The sequence below is a fragment of the Faecalibacterium duncaniae genome (genome assembly GCF_010509575.1).
Lineage (GTDB): Bacteria > Bacillota > Clostridia > Oscillospirales > Ruminococcaceae > Faecalibacterium > Faecalibacterium duncaniae.
The window spans coordinates 967,524-992,861 of sequence record NZ_CP048437.1; the positions used below are offsets into that span (position 1 = coordinate 967,524).

The following is a 25,338-nucleotide window of genomic DNA, read 5'->3' on the forward strand; positions in this document are numbered from 1 at the left end:
TGAAATTCTCCCCCGGGGATGATATGATAGACCTGTTCCTGCGCGGCAAAAGGCCGGGAACGAAATCTGAAGTGGGAGAATTTTGTGCCAGATGCAGAAAAAGAAGCTTTATCAGCTGGCTGCGGTCATCGTTCTTGTGGTGGCCGTGGCAGCTGCTTTGATCCTGACAGGGATGCGGAAAAGCACCTCTGTGTCCGAGGCGCAGGCCAGCTCGGTGCCGTCCTCCGCTCTGCCCGGCGGGGAAGCTGAGGGGCCCTCCAGCGCCGCCGCCTCCAGCAAGAGCGCCGTCAGCAGTGAGGTGACGGAAGAATCCCCGGTTTCGTCCTTTTTGGAACAGCTGGAAGAGGAACTTGGCATTTCCTCTTCGGAGACAGCTTCGTCCAGTGAGGTCTCCTCTTCCGCCAGCGCAGGCAAGGCGGACAGCGTGAGCTCCGCAGTGTCCGGTTCCAGCGCCGCACACTCGGTGCCTGCCTCCTCTGCGGCTTCCGGCAGCCATGCGGCCAGCAGTCAGGCCCCCGGCAGCAGCCATGCCTCCAGCAGCTCCGCTGCTTCGGAGAATGAGGTGGATGCCAGGATCGACAGCTACATCCGCCAGCTGCAGAACCTGAAGAAGCAGACGGAATCCAAGCTCTACGGCGTGATCTACGAAGCCTACGATGAGTATATCTCCCACCCGGTGGAGGAGCGCAATCTGGGGATGAAGGTCTCCATCGTGGTGTCCAAGACCGCCAAGCTGACCAGTGTTCAGGGCGAGTGTGACAAGGAGTTCAATGCCATCCTGAAAGAGCTGCGCCAGTACCTGCGGGACAATGGCCGTGATCAGAGCGTTGCGGATCAGGCAGAGCAGGAGTACAAAAAGATGAAGTCCGACCTGACCAGCGAGCTGACCGGCATTGTCTATAACAGTGCGGTGGGCAGCGGCGATGGCGGCAAATGGATCCAGGAACACATTGAGCATAAGCGCTGAAATAGATAAGAGCCGTGCAGTTCAAACGCTGCACGGCTCTGCTTTTTTGTTACTGCACACGCTTTAACGCTGTGTTGATGAGATCGGCAAACTGCTCCAGACGTTCCCGGAGCTGGACAATGGAATCGATGTCGCTGTCGGAAATGACACTGACGGGAGCCGAAAGGCTGTTGACACCGGCTTTCAGTGTGCCGCTCAGGGCTGCGTTGACACCGTGGGCGGGGATCTCCACATGCACATCCACGGGGATGGTGTCATCGAAGAGCAGGGACTTCAGCGGCAGGCCCACCACAAGGACAGCCGCGTCCTCCCCCTCAGACGGGAACTGGTAGTAGGTGTAGCCCTTTTTGGCATAATCGGGGTGGACGACGCACTGGCGGCTAAGGGTCATGGTATAGCCGGACATCTCCTGCATGGCCACCTGCGTGTTGGGCACGCCGAGGATCTTTGCCAGCTGGGCCTGCGTGATGTAGTTGGGCAGAGACCACTCCGGCAGGAACGCACCCACCAGCGGCACGCTGTCCGCGATGGAATCCCGCAGGGTGCGGTAGAGCCGCCCGGCATCGAAGTAGGTGTCGTTGGCATCAATATAGAGGTCGGTGAAAAAGTCGGTGCCGCCGGTCTCGGCGCGGGCAAGCCCGCCGGAGGGGTACAGGTACAATTGCAGCTGCCCCGGCGAATACAGCCCGGCCACATCGCCGGAAGTTGCACCCACCTGTTTCAGAATATTGTACAGGGCCGGGGTACTGGCACTGTCCTGTGCGGTGATGTTATAGCTGAACTCAAAAGTCGCACCCTTTTGTAAGGCACGGACTTTGCTGTTGACCAGACTGAAAAGGACCAGCGCAGCCACCAGACACACCGCCAGAATGCAGGCCACCACCGTGACCACGGCGCGGGAACGCTTTTTGGAAGATTTCATGGCAGAACCTCCTGTTCTCTTTATAAGGAATACGATCCAGAGCTTAAAAATCGTTCAAGTTGGCTTTGATTTTTTTATAATTTATTTGCAGGCCGCCACAAAGGCATCAAAAATCCCCTGCATGGCGGGGTCGGCAGCGCTGAGCCATTCAGGGTGCCACTGCACGCCCAGGCAGAACTTCGCGTCCGGCTTCTCAATGCCCTCCACGATGCCGTCCTCGCTCAGGGCCGACAGCACAAGGCCCTGAGCGACCTTGTCTACCGCCTGATGGTGCTGGCTGTTGACCAGAACGGTATCCTGCCCAAGAATGCGGGAGAGCAAGGTATCCCGCCGCACGGTGACAGTGTGGATCTTGCCCCAATGGTCGTTGTGGGGGACGTGCTCAAAGGGTTTGATGTCCTGATACAGATCGCCGCCCAGCGCAACATTCATCAGCTGGATGCCCCGGCAGATGGCCAGCACCGGCTTGTCGGCGGCAAGGAAGGCGCGCAGCAGCAGCGGCTCGGCGATATCCCGCAGAACGTTGGGCTCACCGCAGGCAGGGATGCGCTCCTGCCCGTAGAATTTCGGGTCGATGTCGCCGCCGCCCGGCAGCAGCAGGCCGTCACAGGCCAGCGCATCCTGTACGGCTTTGTCGGGGTCGTTCAGCTCGATCCAGCGCATTTCTGCCCCGGCCCGGGCAAGGCTTTCGGGATATTTTGCGTGAGCCTCCGCCAGCAGCTGGTTCGGCACCATGCGCGGCATTGCAATCGTAATAGCAGCAGACATTGTAGAAACTCCTTTTTACGTCAACAGAAAAACCCCGGAACATTCGTTCCGGGGTTTCTGGCGGAAAGATGGGGATTCGAACCCCAGAACGCTTTTGACACGTTACACGATTTCCAGTCGTGCGCCTTAGACCAACTCAGCCATCTTTCCACATCTTCAATTTTCAGCGTTTCGGGCCGTGGCCCTCAGCGCTCCACTATAATACCTGAAAGGATGACTTTTGTCAAGGATTTTTTTGAAAAAATTTGAAAAACGGAAAAGATAATATTAAATGCGAAAGGAAGCGAAAGCCTCCGGACGCATTATTTTTTTACCTGAAAAGCACAGAAAGAGAGGTGAGAACGTGCGAAACTACCGATATTTGACATTCGGCGACCGCGAGAAAATCGAGACGGAATACGCAGCCGGAGGACGTCCGGCCGACATTGCGATCGACCTCGGCGTCCATGTGGCGACTATCTATAAAGAACTGAAAAGAGGCGACACCGGCCAGCTCGACAAGAACATGCGCCGAGAGTATAGCGCCGAACTCGCCCAGCGCCGACTCATTGAGAGCTTTAAGTGCCGCGGGCGAAAATCCCCCACTATATAAAAAAGAAAGGAGCGACAACATGGCAGCATTACACGAAATAGCTCGGCAGTACGCCGACGAAATCCGCGACGGCATAGCGTGGGTGATTATATGGAAAACTGGCCGAAGCTGGCACGCGGAAAGCGTCTGGCTCAACCAAGACTCTGACACCTTCGAGCTGGAGGATCTGAGCACTGCCACCGAAATTCTGGAGCAGGATCCGAACGCTGTCATGGTGAACGGCTACTACTGCGGGCACTTCGGCGAGAACATGACGATCGCAGAACTGGAGGCCGGTATTCTCTGGCACTACGAAGGCGGCTGCAATCTCCTGAAAGACTCGACGGCCTTCCCTCCTGAGCCGATACCACGCCCGGAAAACCTCCCGGCAGATATTCCATGGTACGGAAAGGAAACCACCGAGGAACCGGATCCCTATATATTCGACGGCTACATGAGCGTCGAGGACTACGAGAAACGCCAGCAGCTCATAGCTGCGGATCAGGCGCGAAGCGATCCACTCCCGGACGAGTCGCCACCAGAACCTCAGCACACAGAGCTCACGATCCAGATCGGCCCACCTGCCGCCACTGCCCTGCTCGGCGCTCTCGCCGACGCAATAAAGGCAGCAGCTCACGCAGTCCGGCAACTCATGGACGAGCTCGCGGAGCGGTTCCGGAAGTTCCGGCAATACGCACGAAAGGCCGTGAACACTTTTGTGGACTCCCTACTATATAGAACCAACACCCACCCGAAATGGTGGCACCTATACAAACACGCACGGAAATGGAGAACCCGGAAGAAATACAAGCGGCTGCTTATGAGGCAGCTATGCAGCAGGCTGGCCGCTGGATAGGAGGTGATCCCATGAACGACTCGCGAAACCTAAGCGGGCCCGTACTCATGCCCGGCGCGACGGCTGCCGCTATGAAGTATGCCAAGAGTGCGGGCTGGACTGGAATGTAAGCAAGCAGGCGGTGATCCCGTGGTACGGCTACAAGTGCCCGATCTGCCGCAGCAAATACAGAAAAGGAGCAAAACCATGAGAAACGAAGTAATTTACGACAAAAACGGGCGCCCGGACATTATGGTGGTTTTTACCCCGTCCGAGCTGGGACTCCCTGACACCCTGAGAGGCCGCAAGGTTAAGGAATACGCGATCAGCAAGTACCAGAACACATTGATCGACGGCGTTCCGTACTCTCTCCCATTTATGAAACCGGCTGTGAATATCAGCCACGACGAAGCAATCCGCCTCTGCGAGAGCAAGGGTGAAGGCTGGCACCTGATCACTAACGACGAGTGGGTGGCTCTCGGCTTCTGGAGCTGGGACAACGACACCATGCCGACCGGAAACACCGCAAGCGGCAAGAGTCACAGCCACCCGGAGCAGACCGGCACTACATACGAAGGAGGCTGCGGCAAGACCTTGACCGGATCCGGCCCGGTTCAGTGGAACCATGACGGCACGGCCTACGGCGTAGCTGACATGTGCGGCAATATCTGGGAGCATGTCGGCGGCGTTCGATTTATGAACGGTATGCCGCAGGTGATCCCGAACAACGGCGCAGCCTATGGCTCGGATCAGTCCAAAGACTCGCCGGAGTGGGAGGCGATCTACACCGAGGACGGCGATCCGGTTTACTACAACGTACACGACGGAGAGATCACCCTCCAGCCGGTACACCCGGACGGCACCGACTACGACGGCGTAAAGTTCACGGATCTGGAAGTTCGCAGTGACATGGACGCACCGGACAAGCTGAAAAAACTCGGCCTCTATCCTGCCGACGACTACGAAAGCGACGAATACTTCTGGCTCGACTCTAACGGCGAGCGGGTTATTTATCGCGGGGGCAACTGGGGCAGCGGTGCGGACGCTGGTGTGTTCTGCCTCAGCGGCTACAACTCCCGCGGCAATGCGGGCACGTACATCGGCTTCCGTGCCGCTTGCGTTCGGTTTATCTGCGACTCTGACACTCTGGACGATCTGGACTCTGACAAGAAGCAGCCAGAACCGAAAAAGCGTAGCATTTTAGCTCCGGACTTTATCGGACGGATCAAGCAGGCACTCGCCCGGCAGTTTCAGAAGCTATACGAAGCCGCGCACGGCGAGGATCCGGAAGGCTTCGCTGAACTGGCCGAGAAGGCAACAGACGAAGAACTCGCCAAGGCTGCAAAACTCAGCGCCACACTGGCTCAGGTGAACGCAGCCGTGGACATGTACGAGCTGACCGCTAAGCAGTTAAAGCTCGCAGCCACAACCTCGATCACAATCAAAACGGAGGTGAACGACCATGAATGAGCTCCGGGACATATTCACGAAATACAAAGCAGTCGTATTTTTTGACACTGAGACAACCGGGCTCGAAGCTGAGAGCTGCCAGATCATTGAACTGGCAGCGATCAGAGTCGAGAAAACCGAACGGGGCACCCTCCGCATGGCCGACAGCGCCGACGTGTTCGTGAAGCTGCCGGAAGGTGAGCGGATCCCTCAGAAGATCGTCGAGCTGACGGGGATCACAGACGAGCAGCTCGAAAACGAAGGAATCACCGAGGCTGAGGCTGCAGCTCGCTTCACTGAGTTGATCAGCGGCGGCCGTGTCCTTCTGGTAGCCCACAATGCACAGTTTGACCTCCTGTTTACTGCTGAAATGCTCAGGAGACACGGAAACGGCGGCCCGGAGGCTCTGAAAGCTGCCGACTATCTGGACAGCCTGACCGTTTACAAAGACCGCCGGGCATATCCTCACAAGCTGGCGAACGCGATCCTCACCTATAAGCTGGAGGGCAAGGTTCAGAACTCCCACAGAGCGATCGACGACGTGGCGGCACTGTTTGAGGTGTGCAAGGCCATGGACGCGGAACGCTCCGATCTTCTCAACTATGTGAACGTGTTCGGATATAACCCGAAGTATGGAGTAAGTGGGAAACGGATCGAAAAGGTGGCCTACTGGCCGCAGAATTTCAACAAATACATGCAGGCTCCGAGCTATACGCTCCCGGCCAAACTCAGACAAAGAAGGAGGTAACAGAAATGCGAAGCAGCTCGCTGAAAGTATACAGCCCGGTGGAATACACCGGGTACAAAGAAAAAAGAAGCGGCCACCCGTCGGAACCGGGAAGCCGCACAGGCAATCGAAAAACCACGCGAAAGCCTAAGCCTATTTTATACCGGCTGCGCCGTTTTTGCAAGCGCCTGAACTGGAAAAGGATCGGCGGGCTGGCAGTCACCACAGTGGTGATTGTGTTCGCGGCGCGCGGCGTCGTGGGTATGTTCTCAGAACACACCCAGACAAAAACAGCCCCGGTCACAACCAGCAGCCCGGCGGCCGAGGAATCTCAGCCCTACGTTTTCTACTACAAGGACGGGCAAGCCGTAAGCTGGGAGGACGTCACAGACGCATGGGCCGCAGAGGCAGGGATCCAGAAGCGCTACGCTCTCACTGACGCCGAGCGACTGGAGATCGCTCAGGTGCTCACGGCCGAAGCTGGAGGCGAACCCTTCGCCGGAAAGATCGCAGTAGCTCAGTGTATTCTCCAGACCTGTGAGGACGAAGGGATCCGGCCGGACGAAGTGCTGCGCGTGTACGCATATAGCAAGCGCCGCCCGGAACCGACTCAGGAAGCCCTCGAAGCCGTGCAGGACGTGTTCGACTTCGGGATCGTGGCAACGACCGAGCCGATCAAATACTTTTACGCTCCCGCTCTCACGGACAGCGAGTGGCACGAGTCCCAGATCTATGTAATGACCATTAACGGACACCGATTTTTTAAGGAGGCAACCGAATGAATAACGAAAACAAGCCAAGCGTGATCGCAGAGCTCACGGCTGCACTTGCCAGCATGGCGGAACGCGCCGTCGCTGCTGAGGCCGAAGCCGAGCAGTACAAGAAAAGCTCAGGCGAGTGGTACCAGTTTTTTACCAGCAAGGACAAGGAACTGAGAGACACGCAGGCAGAACTCCAGAAAGCCCGCAAGGCTCTGGAAGCAAAGGAAGGAGAACAGAACCATGGCAACGACAAAGAAAGCAATAGCTGAGGCTGAGCAGGCCGCAGAAATCAAAGAAACAATCGCAGCACCCACCACAGAGCCGGGAACTCCGGCTGTAACACTGGACGAACTGGAAAGCATGGACATGAACATGTTCGACGCAGAGGAAACCGAAAGCGCTCCACGCCCGGCATGGCGTATCACTGACGACGGCTGCGCCGACTGGGCCTGCCGAAAAATCGCAGAAGAAAAGACCGAGCTCGACCGGATCACCGCACTGGGCGAAAGCCAGATCGAGAAGATCCAGCAGAGAATTGACGCTGCTCAGCGCAGATATGAAAACGGCACCCGTTTTCTCACTGGAAAGCTCGCGGAATACTTCGAGACAGTCCCGCACAAGACAACCAAGACAAAACACAGCTACCGCCTTCTCTCCGGCACTCTGGTGAAGAAAATCGGCGGCAGCACCATGAAACAGGACGACGACACACTGCTGGCCTATCTGAAAGCCTCCGGCAATGAGGATATGATCCAGAACACTGAAAAGCCGAAGTGGGGCGAGTTCAGGAAGCGCCTCGAAATTGTAGGCGGCCAGATCGTAGACAAAACCACCGGCGAGCTGGTGGAGGGCGTGCAGATCATTGAGAAACCGGACACCTTCACGGTGGACGTGTAAGGAGGTAGCGCATGGCAACAACCAAGGAAACGGCGGCCACAAAGACGGCCACCACCCCACCGGTACCGCTGACGCTGCAGCAGAAGTTCATCAAGTTGCGCGAAGCCGTTCCCTCTATCACCCAGAAGGCCCACAGCGACGGCGTAAAGTACAAGTTCGCGAAGATCTTCGACGTGTACCAGCTTCTCACTCCGGCCATGAATGAGTTCGGCGTCAATTTTGACATTGTAGGCGAGCAGGCAACCCGGCACAGCGAAAACGGGGATCCGATCTACTACTCCAACTTCACGCAGCACACCAGAAACGGCGACCGCATTGTCTGGGTGTACGAGGCCGACCTCACGATCCGCTGGACGAACGCAGACAACCCGGATGAGACTCTGGAAGTTACTCTACACGCAATCGGAACGAACGACGGAGGCCCGGACAAGGCCAAAGGCTCCGCGTGGACGTACTGCCTCAAATACTACCTGTTCGAGAAGTTCGGCATTGATCAGGGCGACGACGATCCAGACATGAGCGACCACAGCAGCGAACCCCCTCAGCAGAGCCAGAAACAGCACACAGGAGCTCAGAACGGGAACCGGCAGGGAAACACCCAGCCGCAGGCACAAAATGGCCAGACGGGGCGCTCAGGCGCCGCACGACCACTCTCAGACGCTCAGCTCTCCCGCCTCTACCGTAAAGGAGAGGACGCCGGGTACTCTCAGCAGTCGATCAACGAATGGATCCTGAAAAAATACGGACAGCAGGATCCACACAACCTGACGCGGGCCCAGTATGACGAAGCCTGCGCCGCTATGGACAACGCAAAGCAACAAGGAGGACAAGACAATGCTTAATCATGTGGAGCTTCTGGGCCGTCTGGCTCAGGAACCTGAAATCAGATACACACAGAGCGGCACGGCAGTGGCGAGCTTCGACCTCGCCGTGCAGGTACCGAGTAAGAACAAGGACGCCGCTCCGGACTATATCCCGATCGTGTGCTGGAGAGAACGTGCCGAGTTTTGCGGCCGTTACCTCTCCAAAGGCCGCCAGATCGTAGTTGAGGGCCGGATCTCCACCCGTAAATGGAAGGACGAGAAAACCGGGCAGAACCGCAAGGCCGTGGAAGTTGTGGCCTCAAACATTTACTTCGCAGACAGCAACGGAGGCAACGCAAATGGCAATCCTCAGCCCGCCAACAACGACGGATTCATGGACATACCGGACGACGGACAGCTTCCTTTTAACTAATAACACCGACCGAAGGACGACCGCCGGACAGACCGGCGGAACTCTACGGCCAAACCAGAAACAAACCACGAAAGGAGGTGCCGACAGTGGCATGGATCCAAATTCACCAACAACTGAAAGACCACCGCAAGGTGCTGGCTGCTGCTGACGAGCTCGACATTGAACCGGCTCACATGCTCGGCCTGCTGATCTCGTTCTGGCTCTGGGCCATTGATAACGCACCGGACGGATCCCTCGCTGGAATATCCGACAGAATGATCGCAAGAGCAGCCCAGTGGGACAAAGATCCGGAGGAATTTGTGGCCGCCCTGACCTCTGCGTCTCTGCTGGACGTAACGGAGGACGGCGTTCTGGAGATCCACGACTGGAGCGAGTACACCGGAAAGCTGATCGAACAACGAGAAAATGAGAAAAACCGTTCGAGAGCCCGCCGCGCTGCTGCTAAGTCAAACGACCGGAGGACGACCGCCGGACAGTCTGCGGACGCAAGCAAGAGCGACCAGAAAAAGACCGCAGGTAGAGTAGACCAGACCAGAGTAGACCAGAGTAGACCAGAAAATAAGGGGGATACCCCCATAACCCCCGCAGCCGAGAAGCAGCCAAGCGCTCAGGAACGACGTTTCGCAGAGTTCTGGACTGCATACCCGAAGAAAGTCGGCAAGAAAGCAGCACAGAAGGCATGGGAAAAGGCAAAACCCGACGCTGAACTGTTCGAGAAGATCATGCAGGCAGTGGCAACAGCTAAAACCTCGGAACAATGGCTGCGAGAAGGTGGCCGCTTCATTCCCAACCCGTCAACATGGATCAATCAGGGACGCTGGGACGACGAACCTCTCCCACCTGCCGGATCCGGAAGCTATCAACAGCGACCGGGTGGAAATTGTGGAAAACCTGACACCATGGACGTGCTCGCGGGGATAATCGCAGACGAGGAAGGAGGCTTCGAGATATGACAAAAGCAGACGCGGCTCGACTGGTGGCGATCGTCGTCACCGCCTACCCGAATTTTGACAAGTTCAAGGACGCGAAAGCAATCGAGGCCACGGTGAATCTCTGGGCCATGATGTTTGAGCAAGACGAATCCGGGATCGTAGCGCTGGCAGTAAAAAAACACATTGCAACAAACAAATGGCCGCCGAGTGTGGCCGAAGTCCGGGAGATCATGCTGGAGATCCAGCACCCGGAACTCATAGAGCCGGACAAGGCATGGCTGGCCGTGAGCGACCTCATGTACAGCGCCGGACAATTCAACCACGGAGATCTCTCCCGCCAGCTCCCACCTCTGGTGGCGCGGGCCGTTGAGTCAATCGGCTGGACTTCCCTCTGGGAAATGCACCGCAGCGCATACATAGGCGGCAAGCCCGGCATGGATCGGGTAGCCTTCATGCAACAGTACACGCCAATGTACGAACGGGAAAAGTCTCGCAGCATGACACCGGCACAATTAACCGAGAAGATCGACAACGCGGCCGGATCCCTTCCGGACAAAGGCCAACGCCTGATAGAGTACAGGGAAAGCGAACGCCGCAGGAAAGAGCAGGAAATGGAGGCTATCACCCGCGGCGCCCTCCGACTGGAGAGCCAGAGCGTCGAACAAACGAAGCTCGAACTCAGAGGGGAGGTGCTGGGATGATCCTACAAGGTGACGCACTGGAGGAACTCAGAAAGCTGCCGGACAAATGCTGCAGCGTCTGCGTAACTTCACCACCCTACTACAACGCCAGAGACTACGGAGCAGCCGATCAGCTCGGAACCGAAAGCTCTCCGGAGGAATACACCCGCAAACTGGTGGAAGCCTTCCGGGAAGTCGCCAGAGTCCTGAAAGACGACGGCACCCTCTGGCTGAATATCGGCGACAGCTACGCGAGGCATATCGAGGACGGAGGGATCAAGCGCAAGGATCTGATCGGGATCCCGTGGCTGCTGGCTCTGGCTCTCAGAAGTGACGGCTGGTACCTCCGGGCGGACATTATCTGGAACAAGCCCAACGTCATGCCAGAAAGCGCCAAAGACAGACCGGCAAGATCTCACGAGTATGTTTTTTTACTCAGCAAAGCGGCCGCCTATTACTACGACGCCGAGGCCGTCAAGGAGCTGGCTGTCGGGTACGATCCGAAAAAGCCCGGCCGGAAGCGCGGCAACGCAAAAACCTTCCGCGGCGGCACTGCCTACACTCACGATCAGGCCAAAGCCAACAACGCCGAGGTGGATCGAGGCAGCCACGGGCTCCAGAGAAATGAAACCGGCAAACGAAACCGCCGGGACGTCTGGACGATCGCCACACGGCCATATAAAGGCGCCCACCTCTCCACGTTCCCGGAGGAACTGGCCAAGATCTGCATACTGGCCGGGAGCAAACCGGGCGACACGGTTCTGGATCCATTCTCAGGAAGTGGAACCACAGGAGCCGCAGCCCTCAAAGAAGGGCGGAACTATATCGGGATAGAGATTAACCCCGACACCTGCAAAATACAAGAGCAGCGACTCACTGAGGCTGCTCAGGAAGGAGCCAAACCATGAAACGCGGTGAAATTTATTATATCGAAAGCACATACCGGGAAACCGGAAGCGAGCAGAGAGGCGGCCGCCCTGCGGTGATCGTCTCCAATGACAAGAACAACGAAAACAGCGAGGTTGTGGAAGTGGTATACATGACCACCAAACCAAAGAACGACCTCCCCACTCATGTATTTATCCGGAGCGCACTCTCCCCTTCTACCGTCTTATGCGAACAGGTAAACAGCGTAAGCGTGAAAAGGATCGGGACGCTGATCGGAAAATTGACAAAGAGCGAGCTCGCAGCCGTGGACTCTGCTCTGGCAATCTCTCTGGGGATCGACTTCATGGATCCGAAGCCCGCAGCCAAAGAAGCGGAGCATTTACTGGAAGAAATAAGCAAGCAGCCACTCCGGATCGTCCAGCAGGATCCAGACGTTGAAAAGATCAAGCTCGAAACTGAGCGCGATCTCTACCGGAATTTATACAATGAGCTGCTGAGCAAAACCATGAAAGGAGCAAGTGCATGAGAAAAAAACTGGTTTACATCTGCTCCCCGTGCCGCGGGGACGTTGAAAAGAACATAGAAAAAGCCCAGCGCTACTGTCGCGAAGCCGTCGAGCTCTGGGACGACGTGATCCCGATCGCGCCTCATGTATATTTTACCCAGTTTCTTGACGACACCAAGCAGGAGGAACGCGCCGCGGGCATGGACATGGGCCTCTCACTTCTGGCCATGTGTGACGAGCTCTGGGTTTACGGTATCGAGAATCCGAGCGAGGGCATGAGGAGCGAGATCGAATACGCAAAGCAGCACCAGATCCCGATCCGGGACGCTGCCGAGCTTTACAGAAACCGCGAAGCCGAAACACTTCCGATCGGTGACGCACTGATCGTTCTCCCTTCTCACGTCGGGCACCTGAACGGCGTCGCCGCGATTGAATCCACCACCGTGCGGATCAATGGCGAAATGATCTTAGACCTTGCGATCGAGCTCAGACGACACCCCGGCCACGACATCACACTGGAGGCCGACAAAGGCGCAGACTCGGAGGTAGATCAATGAGCTGGGACACGGTTCCGGGAAGAAATGGCGAAGGCTACCCGGATCCAACAGCAAGCACCGCCCTTGCACGGGTGCAGCATAGCCAGAAAGGACTCCAGAGCAAGCGAGCCGGTGAACACTTCGAGAATATGATCACCGCAAGCCTGAACTGGTACTGCGACAAGGGCGTGGCCTTCGTTGAAAAGACTCCGGAGCCCATGAAGCCACTCAGGAAGCCAGACCGACAGGGCCGGTTCCTTGCTTGCTACACCAAAGCCGGGCAGCCGGACTTCAAGGGAACGCTCACCGGCGGCCGGGCCGTGGTATTTGAGGCAAAACACACCGACAGCGACAAGATCGACCAGAGCCGCCTCACCCCTGAGCAGGTGGAAAGCCTGACGCTCCACCACAAGCTCGGAGCTGCTGCCTTCATCATGGTGAGCGTGGGGCTGGAAAACTTCTACCGGGTACCGTGGGAAGTATGGCGAGACATGAAACAGATCTATGGACGCAAGCACATGAAACTCGAAGATCTGGAGCCGTACCGCGTGCAATATATCGCCGGGATCCTCAAACTGCTGGAAGGTGTGGAGATCGACTACACCGAGGAAGGGAGCACGCCATGAAATGCGAATACTGCGAGCTCCGCAGAGTCGGGCCTTTTGTAATCTCAAAAGCCTGCACCATGCTGAGCGGAAAGCTCAAAAATAAACAGACGGGCGAACCGTTAAAAATTTGTATGCACCACATGACCTCCCCGGATCCGTGCATGAACGGAGGGGACGGCTGCGGGCTCTACAAAACGCAGAAAGGAGAACGAACCAATGAACGACGCACTGCTGAGCAGTAAAAACATGTGCTGGTGCACTCCGCCGGACTTTTTCGCGGAACTGGATCGCGAGTTTCATTTTGAGCTGGATCCGGCCAGCACCGACAAAAGCGCCAAGTGCGCGAAACACTTCACGCCGGACGACGACGGCCTAAAGCAAGACTGGGGGGGGTATTGCGTGTTCTGCAATCCGCCATACGGCCGAGCAATCGCCGACTGGGTGCGCAAGGGCTACGAAGAAAGCCGGAAGCCCGGCACCACCGTGGTTATGCTCATTCCTTCGCGGACTGACACGGCATATTTTCACGACTGGATCTTCGGCAAGGCCAGCGAGGTGAGATTCCTCCGCGGCCGCCTGAAATTCACCGACGAGGACGGAAACGGCGAGGACGCAGCTCCGTTTCCTTCTGCCGTCATAGTGTGGCGGAGTCCGGAAAGCACCGGACGCGAGTTTGCCACATGGCACATATAAAAGAACCAGAGCCAGCGGGGCCACTGCTCCGCCGGTTCAGATAAGGAGGAAACCATGAACGGGATTACTAAACAGACACGCCGCCAAAGTTACGACGGCATACGAACACGCAGCGGCGAGCGTTGCAAGCTAATACTGGAAACCCTCGGAAATCGGTCAATGACCGTGGAAGAAATCACCGACGAGCTGGTGGCTGCGGGCCACCTGAAATACTACGACCGCAACTTCGTGGCGCCAAGGCTCACGGAGTTGAAAGGCGCCGGAGTTCTGGAAGTCGTCGGAAAGAAACCGAGCAAAAGAACTGGAAAAAATACAGCCGTATGGGCTGCGGTAAGGAGGTAAGCACATGAAAAAGCAGAAAGTACAGGCAAAGACCAACCTCGAAACCCTCGCAGGTGGAGCCTTCGCCGAGAAACTCAACGAGGCACTCATGCAGGTGGCCGAAAACATTCAGAATCCGAACACAGACGCCACCACCAAGCGCCAGATCACGGTAAATATTAAATTTACGCCGAACAAAACCCGCCAAATGGTAGGAACCCAGATCGCTGTCACGACAAAGCTCGCAGCTACCGAAGCGATCGACACGCAAATGGTGATGGGCGTCAATATGAGAACCGGCCAGATCGAGATCACCGAATACGACGGCCAGATCCGCGGACAGATGGATCTCTCCGACTTCGCGGCCGCCGATCAGGATCCGGAACCGGAAGAAACACCGGCTGCAGCTCCCGCTCCGGTACAGAATCCGACCGGAAAGCCTCTGGATCTGAAAAACAGAGGAAAACAGGCGCCTGCTGCCGCTGCTGAATTAGTTCCGGGCCGTGACTACGATCCAGACACCGGCGAAGTGTACGAAACCGCCGGACAGTCCGTGGACGACCACCAGACAACCGGCGGACGCAATAACATAAAGGTGGTAAAAATCGCACCAGTAAAAGAAGCATAAGGAGGACAAGGAAATGGAAGGAATCAAAGAAGCAATCGCATATATCGCAGGGCTGGCCGTAAAGGCCGAGAAGCCGGAAACAATCGAGATCAACGGCCGGACATACTGTACGAAGGATCTCAGACGCTATGACGCAGCCGACAAGGCCGAGCCGATCAAAGCGACCACCCTCACCTCTCTGGTGGACTATATCAAGGAAAGCCGCGAGGAACTCCGCGACAGAATGATCATTCAGGTGGTAAGCGCCACAAAGGTGCTGCTCTACTCCGGACTGCTGGCCGAACGTGACCGTGAGACTCTGTTCGAGGTCAACGCCCTGCTGCCGCAGTTTGAGTATGGCCGCGAGTATGATCAGGAGAGCTTCCTCGTGGCTATGCAGTCATGCTTCCAGAAAACAGACGACCGCGAAGCCGTCACCATTATGGCGAGCAATATCGTGAATACACAGCAGGGAACCTTCTCAGACGACGGCGTAAGCCAGCAGGCAATCATCAAAACCGGAGTAACCACAAAGGACGCCGCCTTCGTTCCTAACCCGGTGAACCTGATCCCGTACCGCACATTTTTGGAAGTTCCGCAGCCTGCGAGCGACTTCGTGTTCAGAATCAGCGAGGGACGCGGCGGAGCCCCTGCCTTCAAGCTGGTGGCTGCTGACGGTGGCCTCTGGAAGTCTCAGGCGGTGGACAATGTGAAGAACTACCTCGTCAAAGCACTGGCAGACGTTCCGGATCGCGAGAAAATCACGATCATTGCATAATGTGGCCGACATAAATGTCGGGAACAAACCGGGAGGGCCAAGCTCTCCCGGCAAACCAAAGGAGGACAAGAACATGCTGATCATAAACATAGTGCTGGCCCTTGTGGCTGCTCTCCTGCTTTTTGGAGTTATCGGAGAAAAAGACGGACTCAAACAGCAGAACATCACGATCGCCTTCGTAGCCGTAATCGTGCTCATTATCGCATTAAATAGATTTTTCTAAGGAGGACAAAACCATGGAATATAAACCGAAAGTTATCACCGGAAAAGTAACCGGCACCGGCTGGCCGATCGACGGCCATGTGCTTTGGTTCTCACAGTGGGACTACGACAACCGCGAGAGCTGGCACCTCTACGGCTGGGAGGACTCAGAGGACGAGGCAGTCATGCAGACCGTATTCCAGACCGAAACCGAGGCGGGCCTCTGTCTGTTCGACACTCTGGAGAAGTTCACAGAGAACTGGAAGGCGAAGAAATGGGAGCCGCAGGGCTCGTTCTGCCTGCCGCTGGACAAGGTGGAGGTGCTGGAGGTAAAGCAGGAAGAAAGCACCAACAACACCCGCGAACGACTCCGGGCTCACGGCTTCGATCTGACGCCGAGAAAGCAGACCGACCGGGGCGGGATCCTCTGCCTCCCGCTGGACAAGAACCTGAACGGCGACGTGCAGGCCAAGCACCCGGACTGGGATCCCGTCGAGTGCCCGACATGCGGCCGGAAATGCTGGAAACACCCGGAAGCCGACCGACTCGCCAAGGAACAGGGCGCGAAAATGCTCTGTACTGAGTGCGCGATCAAGGCCGGGCTTTTGTCACCGTTCCGAAAGGAAGGCCCAAACCGCGCGCAGCGAAGGAGGGCAAAGCGTGAAAGAAGAAAATAACACAGAGGGGCTCTACTTTCTCAAAATAGACGCGAGGCGCTACTTCCCCGGCGGAAATATACCGGGGGACGTGCTGGAGGCACTCCAGTGTAGGCGATACGCCGAAGCGCTGGCCTTCTATCTGGAGCGTGACCTCAACGACATAGAAAAACAAGCTCACAGGCTGGCGGAAAGCACCACACTGAGCTACTCGGAAGCACTCTACAAGATCGGCGGTGATATGCTGCGGGGCAATCCGGAAAAACCGGCCCCGCTCTACCACTGGCCGATCAGGCGAGAACCGGTGCGACCGAACCGCGCAGCAAGACGAGCAGCCAAAAGAAAAGGAGGACGAAATGGACGATAACAAGAACAAGCCTATGGGCTGGCCGATACTCTACACACTGGCAACACTCGCAGGCGTGGCCGTGCTGGCAATCCTGAAAGCCTGCGGAATTATTTCAATGAGCTGGCCGGTGGTGATCGCCGGGCTCGTGTGGGTACCCACCGCACTGCTGCTGATCACTCTCTGGGTGGCCACGCTCCTGATCTGGATCGGGCGAACCGGGAAAAAGATCAGGGAATACAATCGCAGGAGAAAGATCTCCCGCACTCTGGACGAATCCATGAAAGGGCTCACGCTAAACGGCGTCGGCCCCATTTATGGTATTAGAAGAAATAAAGGCGAAAACAACACCGACTATGAGAAAAGGATCCGCGAAAAGCTGGGGCTCTCCCCTCGCAGTCTACCGAAATACGAAACCATGGAACAGCTCACCCTCTCCAATGTGGGCCCGATCTATGGCGTCGTAAAGAAACAGGACGAGAGCTGGAAGCACTACCGCCGCAGAATCCTGAAAGCAGCCCGCACTCTGGACACCGTAAACGTACAGAACGCGCCGAAGCCGCGGAAGGAGTAGCCAATGCCAGAAATATGCGAAAAATGCTGGAACACCGGCTGCAAAGAAAACGAAATCCTCAGAGCGTCAAAGCTGGAGATCTGCCGCGCCTTCGAGTGCGGACTCATTCCAGCAGACGCCGGGGAGTATGTAAGGGAGGACGAATAAATGGACTACAAAACAGAAGCACAGCCAAAGGCAACCGCCGGAGGGGTACCAGTATTCTGCGCCCATGACGCGATCGTGGCCATTGAGAAGCTGATCCCCAACCCGAAGAACCCGAACACACACCCGGACGCACAGATCCAAGCGCTCGGCCGCATTATCCGCCAGACCGGGTGGAGGGCACCGATCACAGTGTCGAAGCGCTCCGGCTTCATAGTAAAGGGCCACGGCCGCCTTGCTGCTGCCAAGCTCGAAGGACTCACCGAAGTGCCGGTGGACTACCAGAACTACACGAACGAGGCCGAGGAATACGCCGATCTGGTGGCTGACAACCGGATCGCAGAGCTGGCAGAGATCGACAACAAGCTGCTGGCTGACATTTTCGCCGACATTGACACCGGCGAGATCCCCATGGAGCTGACCGGCTACACCGACAAGGAAGTGGAAAGCCTCGTCACCGGACTGGCCGAAGCCCTGCACAATGACCTCACAGAGCCGGACGAAATCCCGGAGATCCCGGAGGAAGATCAGACAATCACGCAGCGCGGCGACCTCTGGATCCTCGGAAATCACCGTCTTGTGTGCGGAGATAGCACAAACGAAGCTGATCGCGCTCTCCTACTCGACGGGGCCGAGCCTCAGATCCTTCTCATGGATCCACCGTACTGCTCCGGAGGTTTTCAGGAATCCGGACGCAGCACCGGAAGTATCGGAACCAAACGCTACGACGCAAACGGGAAAGAAATCAAAGTGACGATCGCGAACGATACCCTCAGCACCCGCGGGTACCAGCAGCTCATGCGCTCGATCCTGAAACAGTTCACCGGTACCGTGGTTTATTGCTTCACCGACTGGAGAATGTGGCTCTATCTCTACGACGTAATGGAGGAAAGCGGGTTCGGCGTCAAGAATATGATCGTCTGGAACAAGAAAACGCCGGGCATGGGTATGGGCTGGAGAACTCAGCACGAGCTGATAATGTTCGCACACCGCACAAAGCCAGCATGGGACAACCACAAGGGCTACGGGAACGTAATCGAAGCCACCCGCTCCGGGAATGAGCTCCACCCGACGCAAAAGCCGGTGGAGATACTGGAGAAACTGCTGGACAATACACAGTGGGCCGAGGGAGTCATGGACGCCTTCGGAGGATCCGGCACGACTCTGATCGCTGCGGAAAGTATCGGCCAGAAGTCGTACCTCATGGAGTTGAGTCCTCAGTTTGTTGACACAATCGTAAAACGATACATAAGAACAACCGGCAAGACGACCGGGATCCGACTGTTCAGGAAGGGCAAAGAGCTGGGCCGCGAGCACTTCGAGAGAATGTTCACGGAATAAGCCAGCGAAAGGAGGTGGAACCCATGCACCAGAACAGTGAGGCAAAACAGCCGAAGGAAACCGACGAGATCAAGAAAAAGCTGGAAAGCTACGCAGCACTCCACCGCAGGATCGACAACCAGATCGAACGGCTGGAGAATCTGGAGGCCGTCATGGGCTCCATATCCTCGCCGAGCTTCGACGGAATATCCGGAGGCGGTGGCGACGGAACCAGCAAACAGGAACGGCAGGTGATCCAGAAGGTAACACTGGAGGAAACGATCCGCCGAATGATCGCAGACGAGGATCAGGAACGCAGCGAACTGGAGGCCCTGATCTCCGAAATGGAAAAGCCAGACGAGCAGACCGTCTTAGAAATGCACTACTTCGACGCTGCGAACTGGTGGACGGTATGCGCCGCCCTTCATGGTAGCCGGGAGGACTACGACGAACACGAGCAGCGCTACCTCAAAAGAACGTTCAAGCTGCACGGCTCGGCGCTCCAATCGCTGGCCAGAATATACAGAGCAAAACAGGAACAGGGATAACAACGCCCGCCAGAAGCCACAGGAAGGCCGACGGCGGGCTTTTTTGTGCGCCCGAAGAAATACGCGCCCACTCAGGAGAAAGCCACAGGCGGAGGACTCACGAGCACACAGGGGATAAAAAGGGACAAAAAGGGATAAAAGGGGATAAACCACCGTGCTACTCTGTATAACAGCGAAAGCCGTCCGGGGACATGAGAAAGATCCGGACGGTTTTTCCTATGTGCCTACCCTCAGAAAAGAACTGGGAGGGGTGCAAATTTTCCACAGGAAGGAGCAAACGCATGGGCGGTCTATTCTATACCGGCCAAAGCCGCCGAACCTCTGGCAGCTTCACCGTGACATGCTCCGGAGCTGAGGACATTGTGAAGCGACTCAACAAACTGGAGAACGGCGGGCAGACGGCAATCAAGAAAACAGTCAACGACTTTATGAGCCGTGCGCCTGCGTGGGTATCGAAGGGAATCCGCGAACACTACGGGGTAGACACTGCCGCAATCAACGAGGCCAAACAACAACCTCGGAGGGGGCAGAGCTCAATCCAAGTGGCGGGGGTTCAAGTTGATAGTGCCTCCCTTGTTTATAAGGGGCGGACACTGACGCCGACGCATTTCAAAATGAGCCCGAAGTCCAGACCAAGCGCTCAGCAAAAGAAGCCGATCAGAATCCCCGGCCAACTGATCGCCGGAGCTGGCGACGTTGCAATGGTTCGACCACCGCGGCCGTACCAAGTCAAGGCGACGATCATCAAAGGCTCCCGCGTGAGCCTCGGCTCGAACGTATTCCTCACCGGTGGAAACGGTGGCTCCATGCTTCCGTTTCAAAAGACTGGGAGGGGGCGCTCCCCGATCGAGGCCGTGCGTACTCTGTCCGTGCCTCAGATGATCGACGGCAAAGCACGCCAGACCATTGAGACAACAATCTCCGAGAAGCTCGGCGAACGCTTCAACCATTACATAGATCAGGTAATGAAGTAGCCCAGCGCTCCGAGCTCACGAGCCAAAGCCAAGCCAACGAACACGCGCCAAGCAGCAAGCAAAGCGCGAAGCAATCGAACAGCAAAGCCAAAGCGAAACCAAAAGCAACAGCAACAAAGAACAGCGAAACAAAGCGACCAAAGCAAAGAAGCAAAAGGCAAAGCAACTCGACCGAGCAACCGCGCCGAAATTTTTCCGCAGCCCGAAGGTACTGTCCGGGCCGCCAAACGCCTGCGGTGCTGGCGAGCCCAAAACACGCGCAGACTCAGAAAAATTTTTTCAGGCCGTTTCGTTTCGTTTGCCTCAAAGAAAGGAGGTGGCGCCATGGCGGAGGGCAAGCAGAATCTCCAAAACGCTGCCATTATTGCGAAGCTGTTCGGCGTCACCGACCGCCGGATCCAGCAGCTCGCAAAAGATGGAATTATTCCAGCCGCCCAGAAGCGGCCGTATATGTTCGACCTGCTTCCGACGGTGCAATCTTACATCCGTTACCTGAGTGACAAAGCCAACGGCCGAGAGGCCAAAAGCGCCGACACCGCTCAGGTTGAAATGGAGAAGCTGCGGGCTGAGGCTGACATGAAACGCAGTAAGGCAGACATGGCAGCCATGCAACTGAAAGAGCTCGAAGGCAAAATGCACCGCAGCGAGGACGTGGAGGCCGTGACGAATGACCTCGTTTACACTGTCCGCAGCATGATAATGGCACTCCCCGGACGTTTGGCCATGGACGTTGTGCAGGTGGCAAGCGCCAACGAAGCCTCGGCACTGATCCGGGCGGAGTGCTACAAAATTCTGAACGAGCTCGCAAACTACAACTACGATCCGGCGGTATATCAGCGGCGGGTGCGGGATCGTGAAGGCTGGAGCGACGTTATAGTGGCCGCTGATGAAGCCGACGACTAAAAAATCCACCGCGAAACTCAACGCAGCCATAGCACCGGCCATTCGCAACTTTAAGCCACCCGAAGATCTGACGGTGGCCGAATGGGCCGATAGACACCGCCGCCTATCCCCGGAGAACTCCGCGGAGTCTGGCCCGTGGCGCACTTCGCGCACGCCGTACCTGCGGGAACCTATGGAAGCGTTCACGGATCCGAAGATCCGTAAGATCGTAATGGTGGCAGCGTCTCAGGTGGGAAAATCTGAGCTGGAGCTGAACATAATCGGCTACATTATCGACCAAGATCCCGGCTCGATCCTGTTCGTCCAGCCTTCCCTCGACGACGCCCGAAAGTTCTCACGCCTCCGTATCGCTCCAATGATACGAGACAGCAAGGTGCTGAGGGCGAAAGTTTCCGACGTCAAAAGCAAAGACTCCGGGAACACAATCCTCCAGAAGTCATTCCCCGGCGGTATGCTCACGATCACAGGATCCAACAGCGCCTCCGCTCTGGCTTCCACTCCCGCCCGCTACATTCTCGGCGACGAGCGCGACCGCTGGGCCGTGTCTGCCGGTGCTGAGGGTGATCCGTGGGCTCTGGCCGAAGCCAGACAGGCCACGTTCTACAATGCGAAGGCCGTCGAGGTATCAACTCCGACCATAAAAGGCGCTTCAAATATCGAAAGCAGCTACTACCTCGGAACACAGGAACGCTGGTGCCACCAGTGCCCTGAGTGTGGAGAGTACGGCGAGATCACCTTCGACCGCGTACACTTCGATCATACAGTGGCCAAAGTCCGCGGGAAAAAGGCGTACAAGATCGTGGGCCCGATTACATGGTGCTGCCCATCCTGCGGCTGCATAGTACCGGAGGAGAAAATGCGGAAGCAGCCTGCAAAGTGGATCGCCGAGAACCCGGCGGCCTACGACGAGGGCGTCCGCTCCTTCTGGCTGAACGCTTTTTCTTCTCCATGGACTCCATGGGAAAAGATCGCGCTCAAATTCCTGCAAGCCAAGGACGATCCTCAGAAGCTCAAAGTAGTTTATAACACGCTGCTGGGTGAGCTCTGGGAGGATCGCGGCGACATAGCAGACGAGGACACCATGCTGGCCCGGCGCGAGGACTACGGTACCAATGCCGACGGCTCTCCCGTCGAAGTTCCGGAGGGCGTTCTCGTTCTCACCTGCGGCGTAGATACTCAGGACAACCGTTTGGAGTACGAAGTCGTGGGCCATGGCTTCTACGGTGAAACGTGGGGCATAAAAAAGGGCTACATCATGGGAAAACCCGACACCGACGAGGTATGGCAGCAGCTCGACGACGTGATCGACCACGTTTACCGCTTCAAGGACGGAAAAGGGCTGCGGATCTCAATCACCTGCGTGGACTCCGGCGGCCATTACACCCAAGAGGTATACACACGCTGCCGTGAGCGTAAGAACAAGCGCGTTTTTGCTATCAAGGGCAAGGGCGGCGACGGGATCCCGTTCGTGACGCCTCCGTCAAAGGTTCCGATCAAGGACAACAAGCGGATCACCTGCTGGCTCTACACGCTCGGCGTTGACGCTGGAAAGGAAACGATCATGTCGAGCCTGAAAGTTCAGGAGGCTGGCCCAAAATATTGCCATTTCCCGATCCACGAGTCCTGCGGCTACGACACCTACTATTTCAATGGACTGCTCTCCGAGCGTCTGGAGCTCACGCAAACAAAGCGCGGCAACCAGTGGCACTGGGTAAAAATCCCCGGACACAACCGGAACGAGGCCCTCGACTGCCGAAACTATGCGAACGCCGGGCTAAAAATCATAGATCCGGACATGTTCGCGGTGGAGCGACGTCTGAAAAATGTCCAAGAAACGCCGCAAACCAAACCGGCGCAACGCCGCAAACCAAAACCGGCAGCCCGGAACTACTTCGACGAGTGGTAAGGAGGTGAACCCATGAGATCAAAAGAAACCATACAGCAAGAGCTCACAGAAACGAGGACGCGACTCAGTGCGTATCTGGCCCGTGAGGCTGACATGCTCAGCAAGGACGGGGTGCAGCTCTACACAATCGGCTCCAGAAACCTGCAACGGTACCAGACTTCGCTCGCTTCCGTTCAGGACATGATCGCGAAGCTGCAAAAGCGAGTCCGCGAGCTGGAGGCCGAACTGGCGGGCGGATCTGCTCGCCGCGCCGTGGGGGTAGTCCCCCGCGACTGGTAAATGGGTAAACGCTGGCCGATCGGCTGGCTTTACTACGGCGACGACTGCGGGACATTTTCGCTCCTTTAGATACCGCGGCCGCTGCCGTTTTTAATTACTTGCAAGGAGGTGAGAAAAACGAAGTACGACCAAACGAGGGGGCTATATCTCCCGGATAACGTACGCCCTCAGAATAAGGGCTACGGAGAGGCGGGCGCAAGCTGGAGAAAAAAAGCCGTGAAAGGTTTTAATGCTCCCAGCGGATCCGCTCACGAGGACATAGACTTCAACAACTACACCATGCGACAGCGTGCCCGCATGTTATACATGGCCGCGCCGATCGCTACCTCGGCGATCAAAACCAACCGCACAAACGTGGTAGGCGTCGGGCTCAGGCTTAAAAGCCGGATCGACCGCGAAGTGCTCGGACTCTCACCGGATCAGGCAGAACGGTGGCAGAAAGAAACAGAGCGAGAGTTTTCCCTCTGGGCCAGCAACAAGAGAGCCTGCGACGCCACCGGCATGAATAACTTCTACGGGCTCCAGCAGCTTGCGCTGATCTCGTGGCTGCTCTCCGGCGACTGCATAGGGTTAATCAAGCAGTACGAAACCACTCGGCTGCTCCCCTACTCTCTCCGCGTCCACCTGATCGAGTCCGACAGAATCGCAACACCGAACAACTACGGGGCCGGGACTACGCTCTACTACACAACCGGTAAGAACCCAGAAACGGGCAACACCATATACGACGGCGTGGAAGTAGACAAGAACGGCATGGTGGTAGCATATCACATACGCAGCAACTACCCGTATGAGCTCGGCGCTCCGGTTACTGAATGGGCCCGCGTTCTGGCATACCAGCAAAGCACCGGCCTTCCGAATGTGCTCCACGTCATTGACACAGAGCGCCCGGATCAGTACCGCGGCGTGAGTTATCTCGCGCAGGTGATCGAGCCGCTGCTGCAGCTTCGCAGGTATACCGAGTCCGAACTCATGGCCGCAGTCGTCGAGAGCTTTTACACTGCCTTCATTAAGACAGAAGCCCCGACTGATGAAATGCCATTCAATGAGGTGGATCCGGTACCACCCGGAGAAATGCGGAACCCGAACGAGTACAGCATGGGGCCGGGCCAGATCAATGTCATGGGGCCGGGTGAAAGCGTAGAATTTGCAAACCCGACGCACCCGAACGGCAGCTTCGACAAGTTCGCCGTAGCGATCAGTGCACAAGTAGGCGCCGCGCTGGAAATTCCCAGCGATCTGCTCCTGAAATCCTTCAACGCCTCATACAGTGCGAGCCGTGCTGCTCTGCTGGAAGCGTGGAAGGCGTTCAAAATGCGCCGCGAATGGCTGGCGGACGACTTTTGCCGCCCATGCTATGAAGTGTGGATGAGCGAAGCCGTGGCCCGTGGCCGCATATATGCGCCGGGCTTTTTCCAGAATCCAGCGATCCGCGCCGCGTATCTCGGCAGCGAATGGCTCGGCCCGTCTCAGGGACAGCTCGATCCGGTGAAGGAAATCACGGCCGAGATCCTCGCGTGCAGTGAAGGCTTCTCCACTCACGAGCAGAGCACGATCCGCTTAAACGGTGGCCAATGGGACAGCAATGTGGAACAGCTCAGACGTGAAAACGAAAAGCTCGGAGGCAATCAACCAGATCCGCACCAGAGCGGCACCGGAACAGCGGAACCGGACGGCGAACAGGATCCGCCAGAAGGCGACGACAATCCACACAACCCCGAAACAGCTCGCAAGAGGGGCACGGTGGCTCTCCGCAGTCTCGTGATCGGCGAGCAGATAAAGCAAACCATACAAGGAGGATAAGCC

The 25,338-nt window shown here is 56.9% G+C and carries 33 protein-coding genes and 1 tRNA gene; 31 read left to right on the forward strand and 3 right to left on the reverse strand.

Going from position 1 to position 25,338, the window contains the following annotated elements; translation table 11 throughout:
- Positions 1–91: 91 nt before the first annotated feature.
- Positions 92–967, forward strand: coding sequence for a hypothetical protein (locus GXM22_RS04555; RefSeq protein WP_005933177.1), 876 nt, complete (start codon positions 92–94; stop codon positions 965–967).
- Positions 968–1,016: 49 nt separating this feature from the next.
- On the opposite strand, the gene GXM22_RS04560 is transcribed toward GXM22_RS04555, so the two are convergent.
- From GXM22_RS04560 to GXM22_RS04570, 3 genes are all read right to left on the reverse strand, one after another.
- On the reverse strand, positions 1,017–1,889 hold the full coding sequence (locus GXM22_RS04560; protein WP_099357225.1) for a hypothetical protein: 873 nt from the start codon (positions 1,887–1,889) through the stop codon (positions 1,017–1,019).
- 81 nt (positions 1,890–1,970) lie between these two features.
- On the reverse strand, positions 1,971–2,657 hold the full coding sequence (locus tag GXM22_RS04565; RefSeq protein WP_005933185.1) for a gamma-glutamyl-gamma-aminobutyrate hydrolase family protein: 687 nt from the start codon (positions 2,655–2,657) through the stop codon (positions 1,971–1,973).
- A 58-nt stretch (positions 2,658–2,715) separates the two neighbouring features.
- Positions 2,716–2,807: transfer RNA gene (locus GXM22_RS04570), tRNA-Ser, on the reverse strand.
- A 121-nt stretch (positions 2,808–2,928) separates the two neighbouring features.
- Between GXM22_RS04570 and GXM22_RS04575 the strand changes: the two genes are divergently transcribed.
- The 30 genes from GXM22_RS04575 to GXM22_RS04725 all read left to right on the forward strand — a co-directional run bounded on the left by GXM22_RS04575 (position 2,929) and on the right by GXM22_RS04725 (position 25,335).
- Complete coding sequence (locus GXM22_RS04575; protein ID WP_005933190.1) at positions 2,929–3,249, forward strand: helix-turn-helix domain-containing protein; 321 nt, start codon at positions 2,929–2,931, stop codon at positions 3,247–3,249.
- Positions 3,250–3,268: 19 nt separating this feature from the next.
- Positions 3,269–4,084, forward strand: coding sequence for a hypothetical protein (locus GXM22_RS04580; RefSeq protein ID WP_005933192.1), 816 nt, complete (start codon positions 3,269–3,271; stop codon positions 4,082–4,084).
- Between the two features lie 186 nt (positions 4,085–4,270).
- On the forward strand, positions 4,271–5,533 hold the full coding sequence (locus tag GXM22_RS04585; protein ID WP_242651596.1) for an SUMF1/EgtB/PvdO family nonheme iron enzyme: 1,263 nt from the start codon (positions 4,271–4,273) through the stop codon (positions 5,531–5,533).
- A complete protein-coding gene (locus tag GXM22_RS04590; RefSeq protein WP_005933195.1) occupies positions 5,526–6,260 on the forward strand; it encodes a 3'-5' exonuclease in 735 nt (244 codons plus the stop codon). The genes GXM22_RS04585 and GXM22_RS04590 overlap by 8 nt, the downstream gene beginning before the upstream one ends.
- Positions 6,261–6,265: 5 nt before the next feature.
- Positions 6,266–7,021: a hypothetical protein gene (locus GXM22_RS04595; protein ID WP_005933198.1), complete on the forward strand. Its 756-nt coding sequence runs from the start codon at positions 6,266–6,268 to the stop codon at positions 7,019–7,021.
- On the forward strand, positions 7,018–7,269 hold the full coding sequence (locus GXM22_RS04600; RefSeq protein ID WP_005933201.1) for a hypothetical protein: 252 nt from the start codon (positions 7,018–7,020) through the stop codon (positions 7,267–7,269). The genes GXM22_RS04595 and GXM22_RS04600 overlap by 4 nt, the downstream gene beginning before the upstream one ends.
- Positions 7,241–7,897, forward strand: coding sequence for a host-nuclease inhibitor Gam family protein (locus GXM22_RS04605; RefSeq protein ID WP_035394178.1), 657 nt, complete (start codon positions 7,241–7,243; stop codon positions 7,895–7,897). Before GXM22_RS04600 ends, GXM22_RS04605 begins: the two co-directional genes overlap by 29 nt.
- 11 nt (positions 7,898–7,908) lie before the next feature.
- Complete coding sequence (locus GXM22_RS04610) at positions 7,909–8,739, forward strand: ERF family protein (RefSeq protein ID WP_005933208.1); 831 nt, start codon at positions 7,909–7,911, stop codon at positions 8,737–8,739.
- The gene (locus GXM22_RS04615; protein ID WP_005933212.1) at positions 8,732–9,133 is read left to right on the forward strand and encodes a single-stranded DNA-binding protein; all 402 of its coding nucleotides are present in this window, start codon (positions 8,732–8,734) and stop codon (positions 9,131–9,133) included. Before GXM22_RS04610 ends, GXM22_RS04615 begins: the two co-directional genes overlap by 8 nt.
- 86 nt (positions 9,134–9,219) lie before the next feature.
- Positions 9,220–10,086 carry a hypothetical protein gene (locus tag GXM22_RS04620; RefSeq protein ID WP_005933215.1) on the forward strand — a complete coding sequence of 289 codons (867 nt, stop codon included), beginning with the start codon at positions 9,220–9,222 and terminating at the stop codon, positions 10,084–10,086.
- Positions 10,083–10,766, forward strand: a complete 684-nt coding sequence (locus GXM22_RS04625; protein WP_005933218.1) for a replicative helicase loader/inhibitor — start codon at positions 10,083–10,085, stop codon at positions 10,764–10,766. Before GXM22_RS04620 ends, GXM22_RS04625 begins: the two co-directional genes overlap by 4 nt.
- Entirely contained in the window at positions 10,763–11,653 is an 891-nt protein-coding gene (locus GXM22_RS04630) for a DNA-methyltransferase (protein WP_005933219.1), read from the forward strand. The genes GXM22_RS04625 and GXM22_RS04630 overlap by 4 nt, the downstream gene beginning before the upstream one ends.
- Positions 11,650–12,159: a type II toxin-antitoxin system PemK/MazF family toxin gene (locus tag GXM22_RS04635; protein ID WP_005933220.1), complete on the forward strand. Its 510-nt coding sequence runs from the start codon at positions 11,650–11,652 to the stop codon at positions 12,157–12,159. The genes GXM22_RS04630 and GXM22_RS04635 overlap by 4 nt, the downstream gene beginning before the upstream one ends.
- On the forward strand, positions 12,156–12,695 hold the full coding sequence (locus tag GXM22_RS04640; protein WP_004220587.1) for a DUF7768 domain-containing protein: 540 nt from the start codon (positions 12,156–12,158) through the stop codon (positions 12,693–12,695). The genes GXM22_RS04635 and GXM22_RS04640 overlap by 4 nt, the downstream gene beginning before the upstream one ends.
- A complete protein-coding gene (locus tag GXM22_RS04645; RefSeq protein ID WP_005933224.1) occupies positions 12,692–13,300 on the forward strand; it encodes a Holliday junction resolvase RecU in 609 nt (202 codons plus the stop codon). The genes GXM22_RS04640 and GXM22_RS04645 overlap by 4 nt, the downstream gene beginning before the upstream one ends.
- Positions 13,301–13,498: 198 nt before the next feature.
- Positions 13,499–13,975: a DNA N-6-adenine-methyltransferase gene (locus tag GXM22_RS04655; protein WP_005933228.1), complete on the forward strand. Its 477-nt coding sequence runs from the start codon at positions 13,499–13,501 to the stop codon at positions 13,973–13,975.
- 54 nt (positions 13,976–14,029) lie between these two features.
- A complete protein-coding gene (locus GXM22_RS04660; RefSeq protein ID WP_004220597.1) occupies positions 14,030–14,317 on the forward strand; it encodes a hypothetical protein in 288 nt (95 codons plus the stop codon).
- A gap of 4 nt (positions 14,318–14,321) precedes the next feature.
- Positions 14,322–14,924: a hypothetical protein gene (locus tag GXM22_RS04665; protein ID WP_005933231.1), complete on the forward strand. Its 603-nt coding sequence runs from the start codon at positions 14,322–14,324 to the stop codon at positions 14,922–14,924.
- Between the two features lie 13 nt (positions 14,925–14,937).
- A complete protein-coding gene (locus GXM22_RS04670) occupies positions 14,938–15,681 on the forward strand; it encodes a hypothetical protein (RefSeq protein ID WP_005933234.1) in 744 nt (247 codons plus the stop codon).
- A gap of 73 nt (positions 15,682–15,754) precedes the next feature.
- Complete coding sequence (locus GXM22_RS15205) at positions 15,755–15,904, forward strand: hypothetical protein (RefSeq protein WP_242651598.1); 150 nt, start codon at positions 15,755–15,757, stop codon at positions 15,902–15,904.
- A 13-nt stretch (positions 15,905–15,917) separates the two neighbouring features.
- A complete protein-coding gene (locus tag GXM22_RS04680; RefSeq protein WP_005933240.1) occupies positions 15,918–16,559 on the forward strand; it encodes a hypothetical protein in 642 nt (213 codons plus the stop codon).
- On the forward strand, positions 16,543–16,905 hold the full coding sequence (locus tag GXM22_RS04685; protein ID WP_005933242.1) for a hypothetical protein: 363 nt from the start codon (positions 16,543–16,545) through the stop codon (positions 16,903–16,905). The genes GXM22_RS04680 and GXM22_RS04685 overlap by 17 nt, the downstream gene beginning before the upstream one ends.
- Positions 16,895–17,458, forward strand: coding sequence for a hypothetical protein (locus GXM22_RS04690; RefSeq protein ID WP_005933245.1), 564 nt, complete (start codon positions 16,895–16,897; stop codon positions 17,456–17,458). The genes GXM22_RS04685 and GXM22_RS04690 overlap by 11 nt, the downstream gene beginning before the upstream one ends.
- Positions 17,459–17,605: 147 nt before the next feature.
- Positions 17,606–18,943: a site-specific DNA-methyltransferase gene (locus GXM22_RS04695; protein WP_005933251.1), complete on the forward strand. Its 1,338-nt coding sequence runs from the start codon at positions 17,606–17,608 to the stop codon at positions 18,941–18,943.
- A gap of 23 nt (positions 18,944–18,966) precedes the next feature.
- Positions 18,967–19,470, forward strand: a complete 504-nt coding sequence (locus GXM22_RS04700) for a DUF1492 domain-containing protein (RefSeq protein ID WP_005933255.1) — start codon at positions 18,967–18,969, stop codon at positions 19,468–19,470.
- Positions 19,471–19,751: 281 nt separating this feature from the next.
- Positions 19,752–20,444 carry a hypothetical protein gene (locus tag GXM22_RS04705; RefSeq protein ID WP_005933258.1) on the forward strand — a complete coding sequence of 231 codons (693 nt, stop codon included), beginning with the start codon at positions 19,752–19,754 and terminating at the stop codon, positions 20,442–20,444.
- Positions 20,445–20,768: 324 nt separating this feature from the next.
- Positions 20,769–21,347, forward strand: coding sequence for a protoporphyrinogen oxidase (locus GXM22_RS04710; protein WP_005933262.1), 579 nt, complete (start codon positions 20,769–20,771; stop codon positions 21,345–21,347).
- On the forward strand, positions 21,331–23,253 hold the full coding sequence (locus tag GXM22_RS04715; RefSeq protein ID WP_005933268.1) for a phage terminase large subunit family protein: 1,923 nt from the start codon (positions 21,331–21,333) through the stop codon (positions 23,251–23,253). The genes GXM22_RS04710 and GXM22_RS04715 overlap by 17 nt, the downstream gene beginning before the upstream one ends.
- A gap of 12 nt (positions 23,254–23,265) precedes the next feature.
- Positions 23,266–23,532, forward strand: coding sequence for a hypothetical protein (locus tag GXM22_RS04720; RefSeq protein WP_004220635.1), 267 nt, complete (start codon positions 23,266–23,268; stop codon positions 23,530–23,532).
- A gap of 216 nt (positions 23,533–23,748) precedes the next feature.
- Positions 23,749–25,335, forward strand: coding sequence for a phage portal protein (locus tag GXM22_RS04725; protein ID WP_242651606.1), 1,587 nt, complete (start codon positions 23,749–23,751; stop codon positions 25,333–25,335).
- Positions 25,336–25,338: the final 3 nt, after the last annotated feature.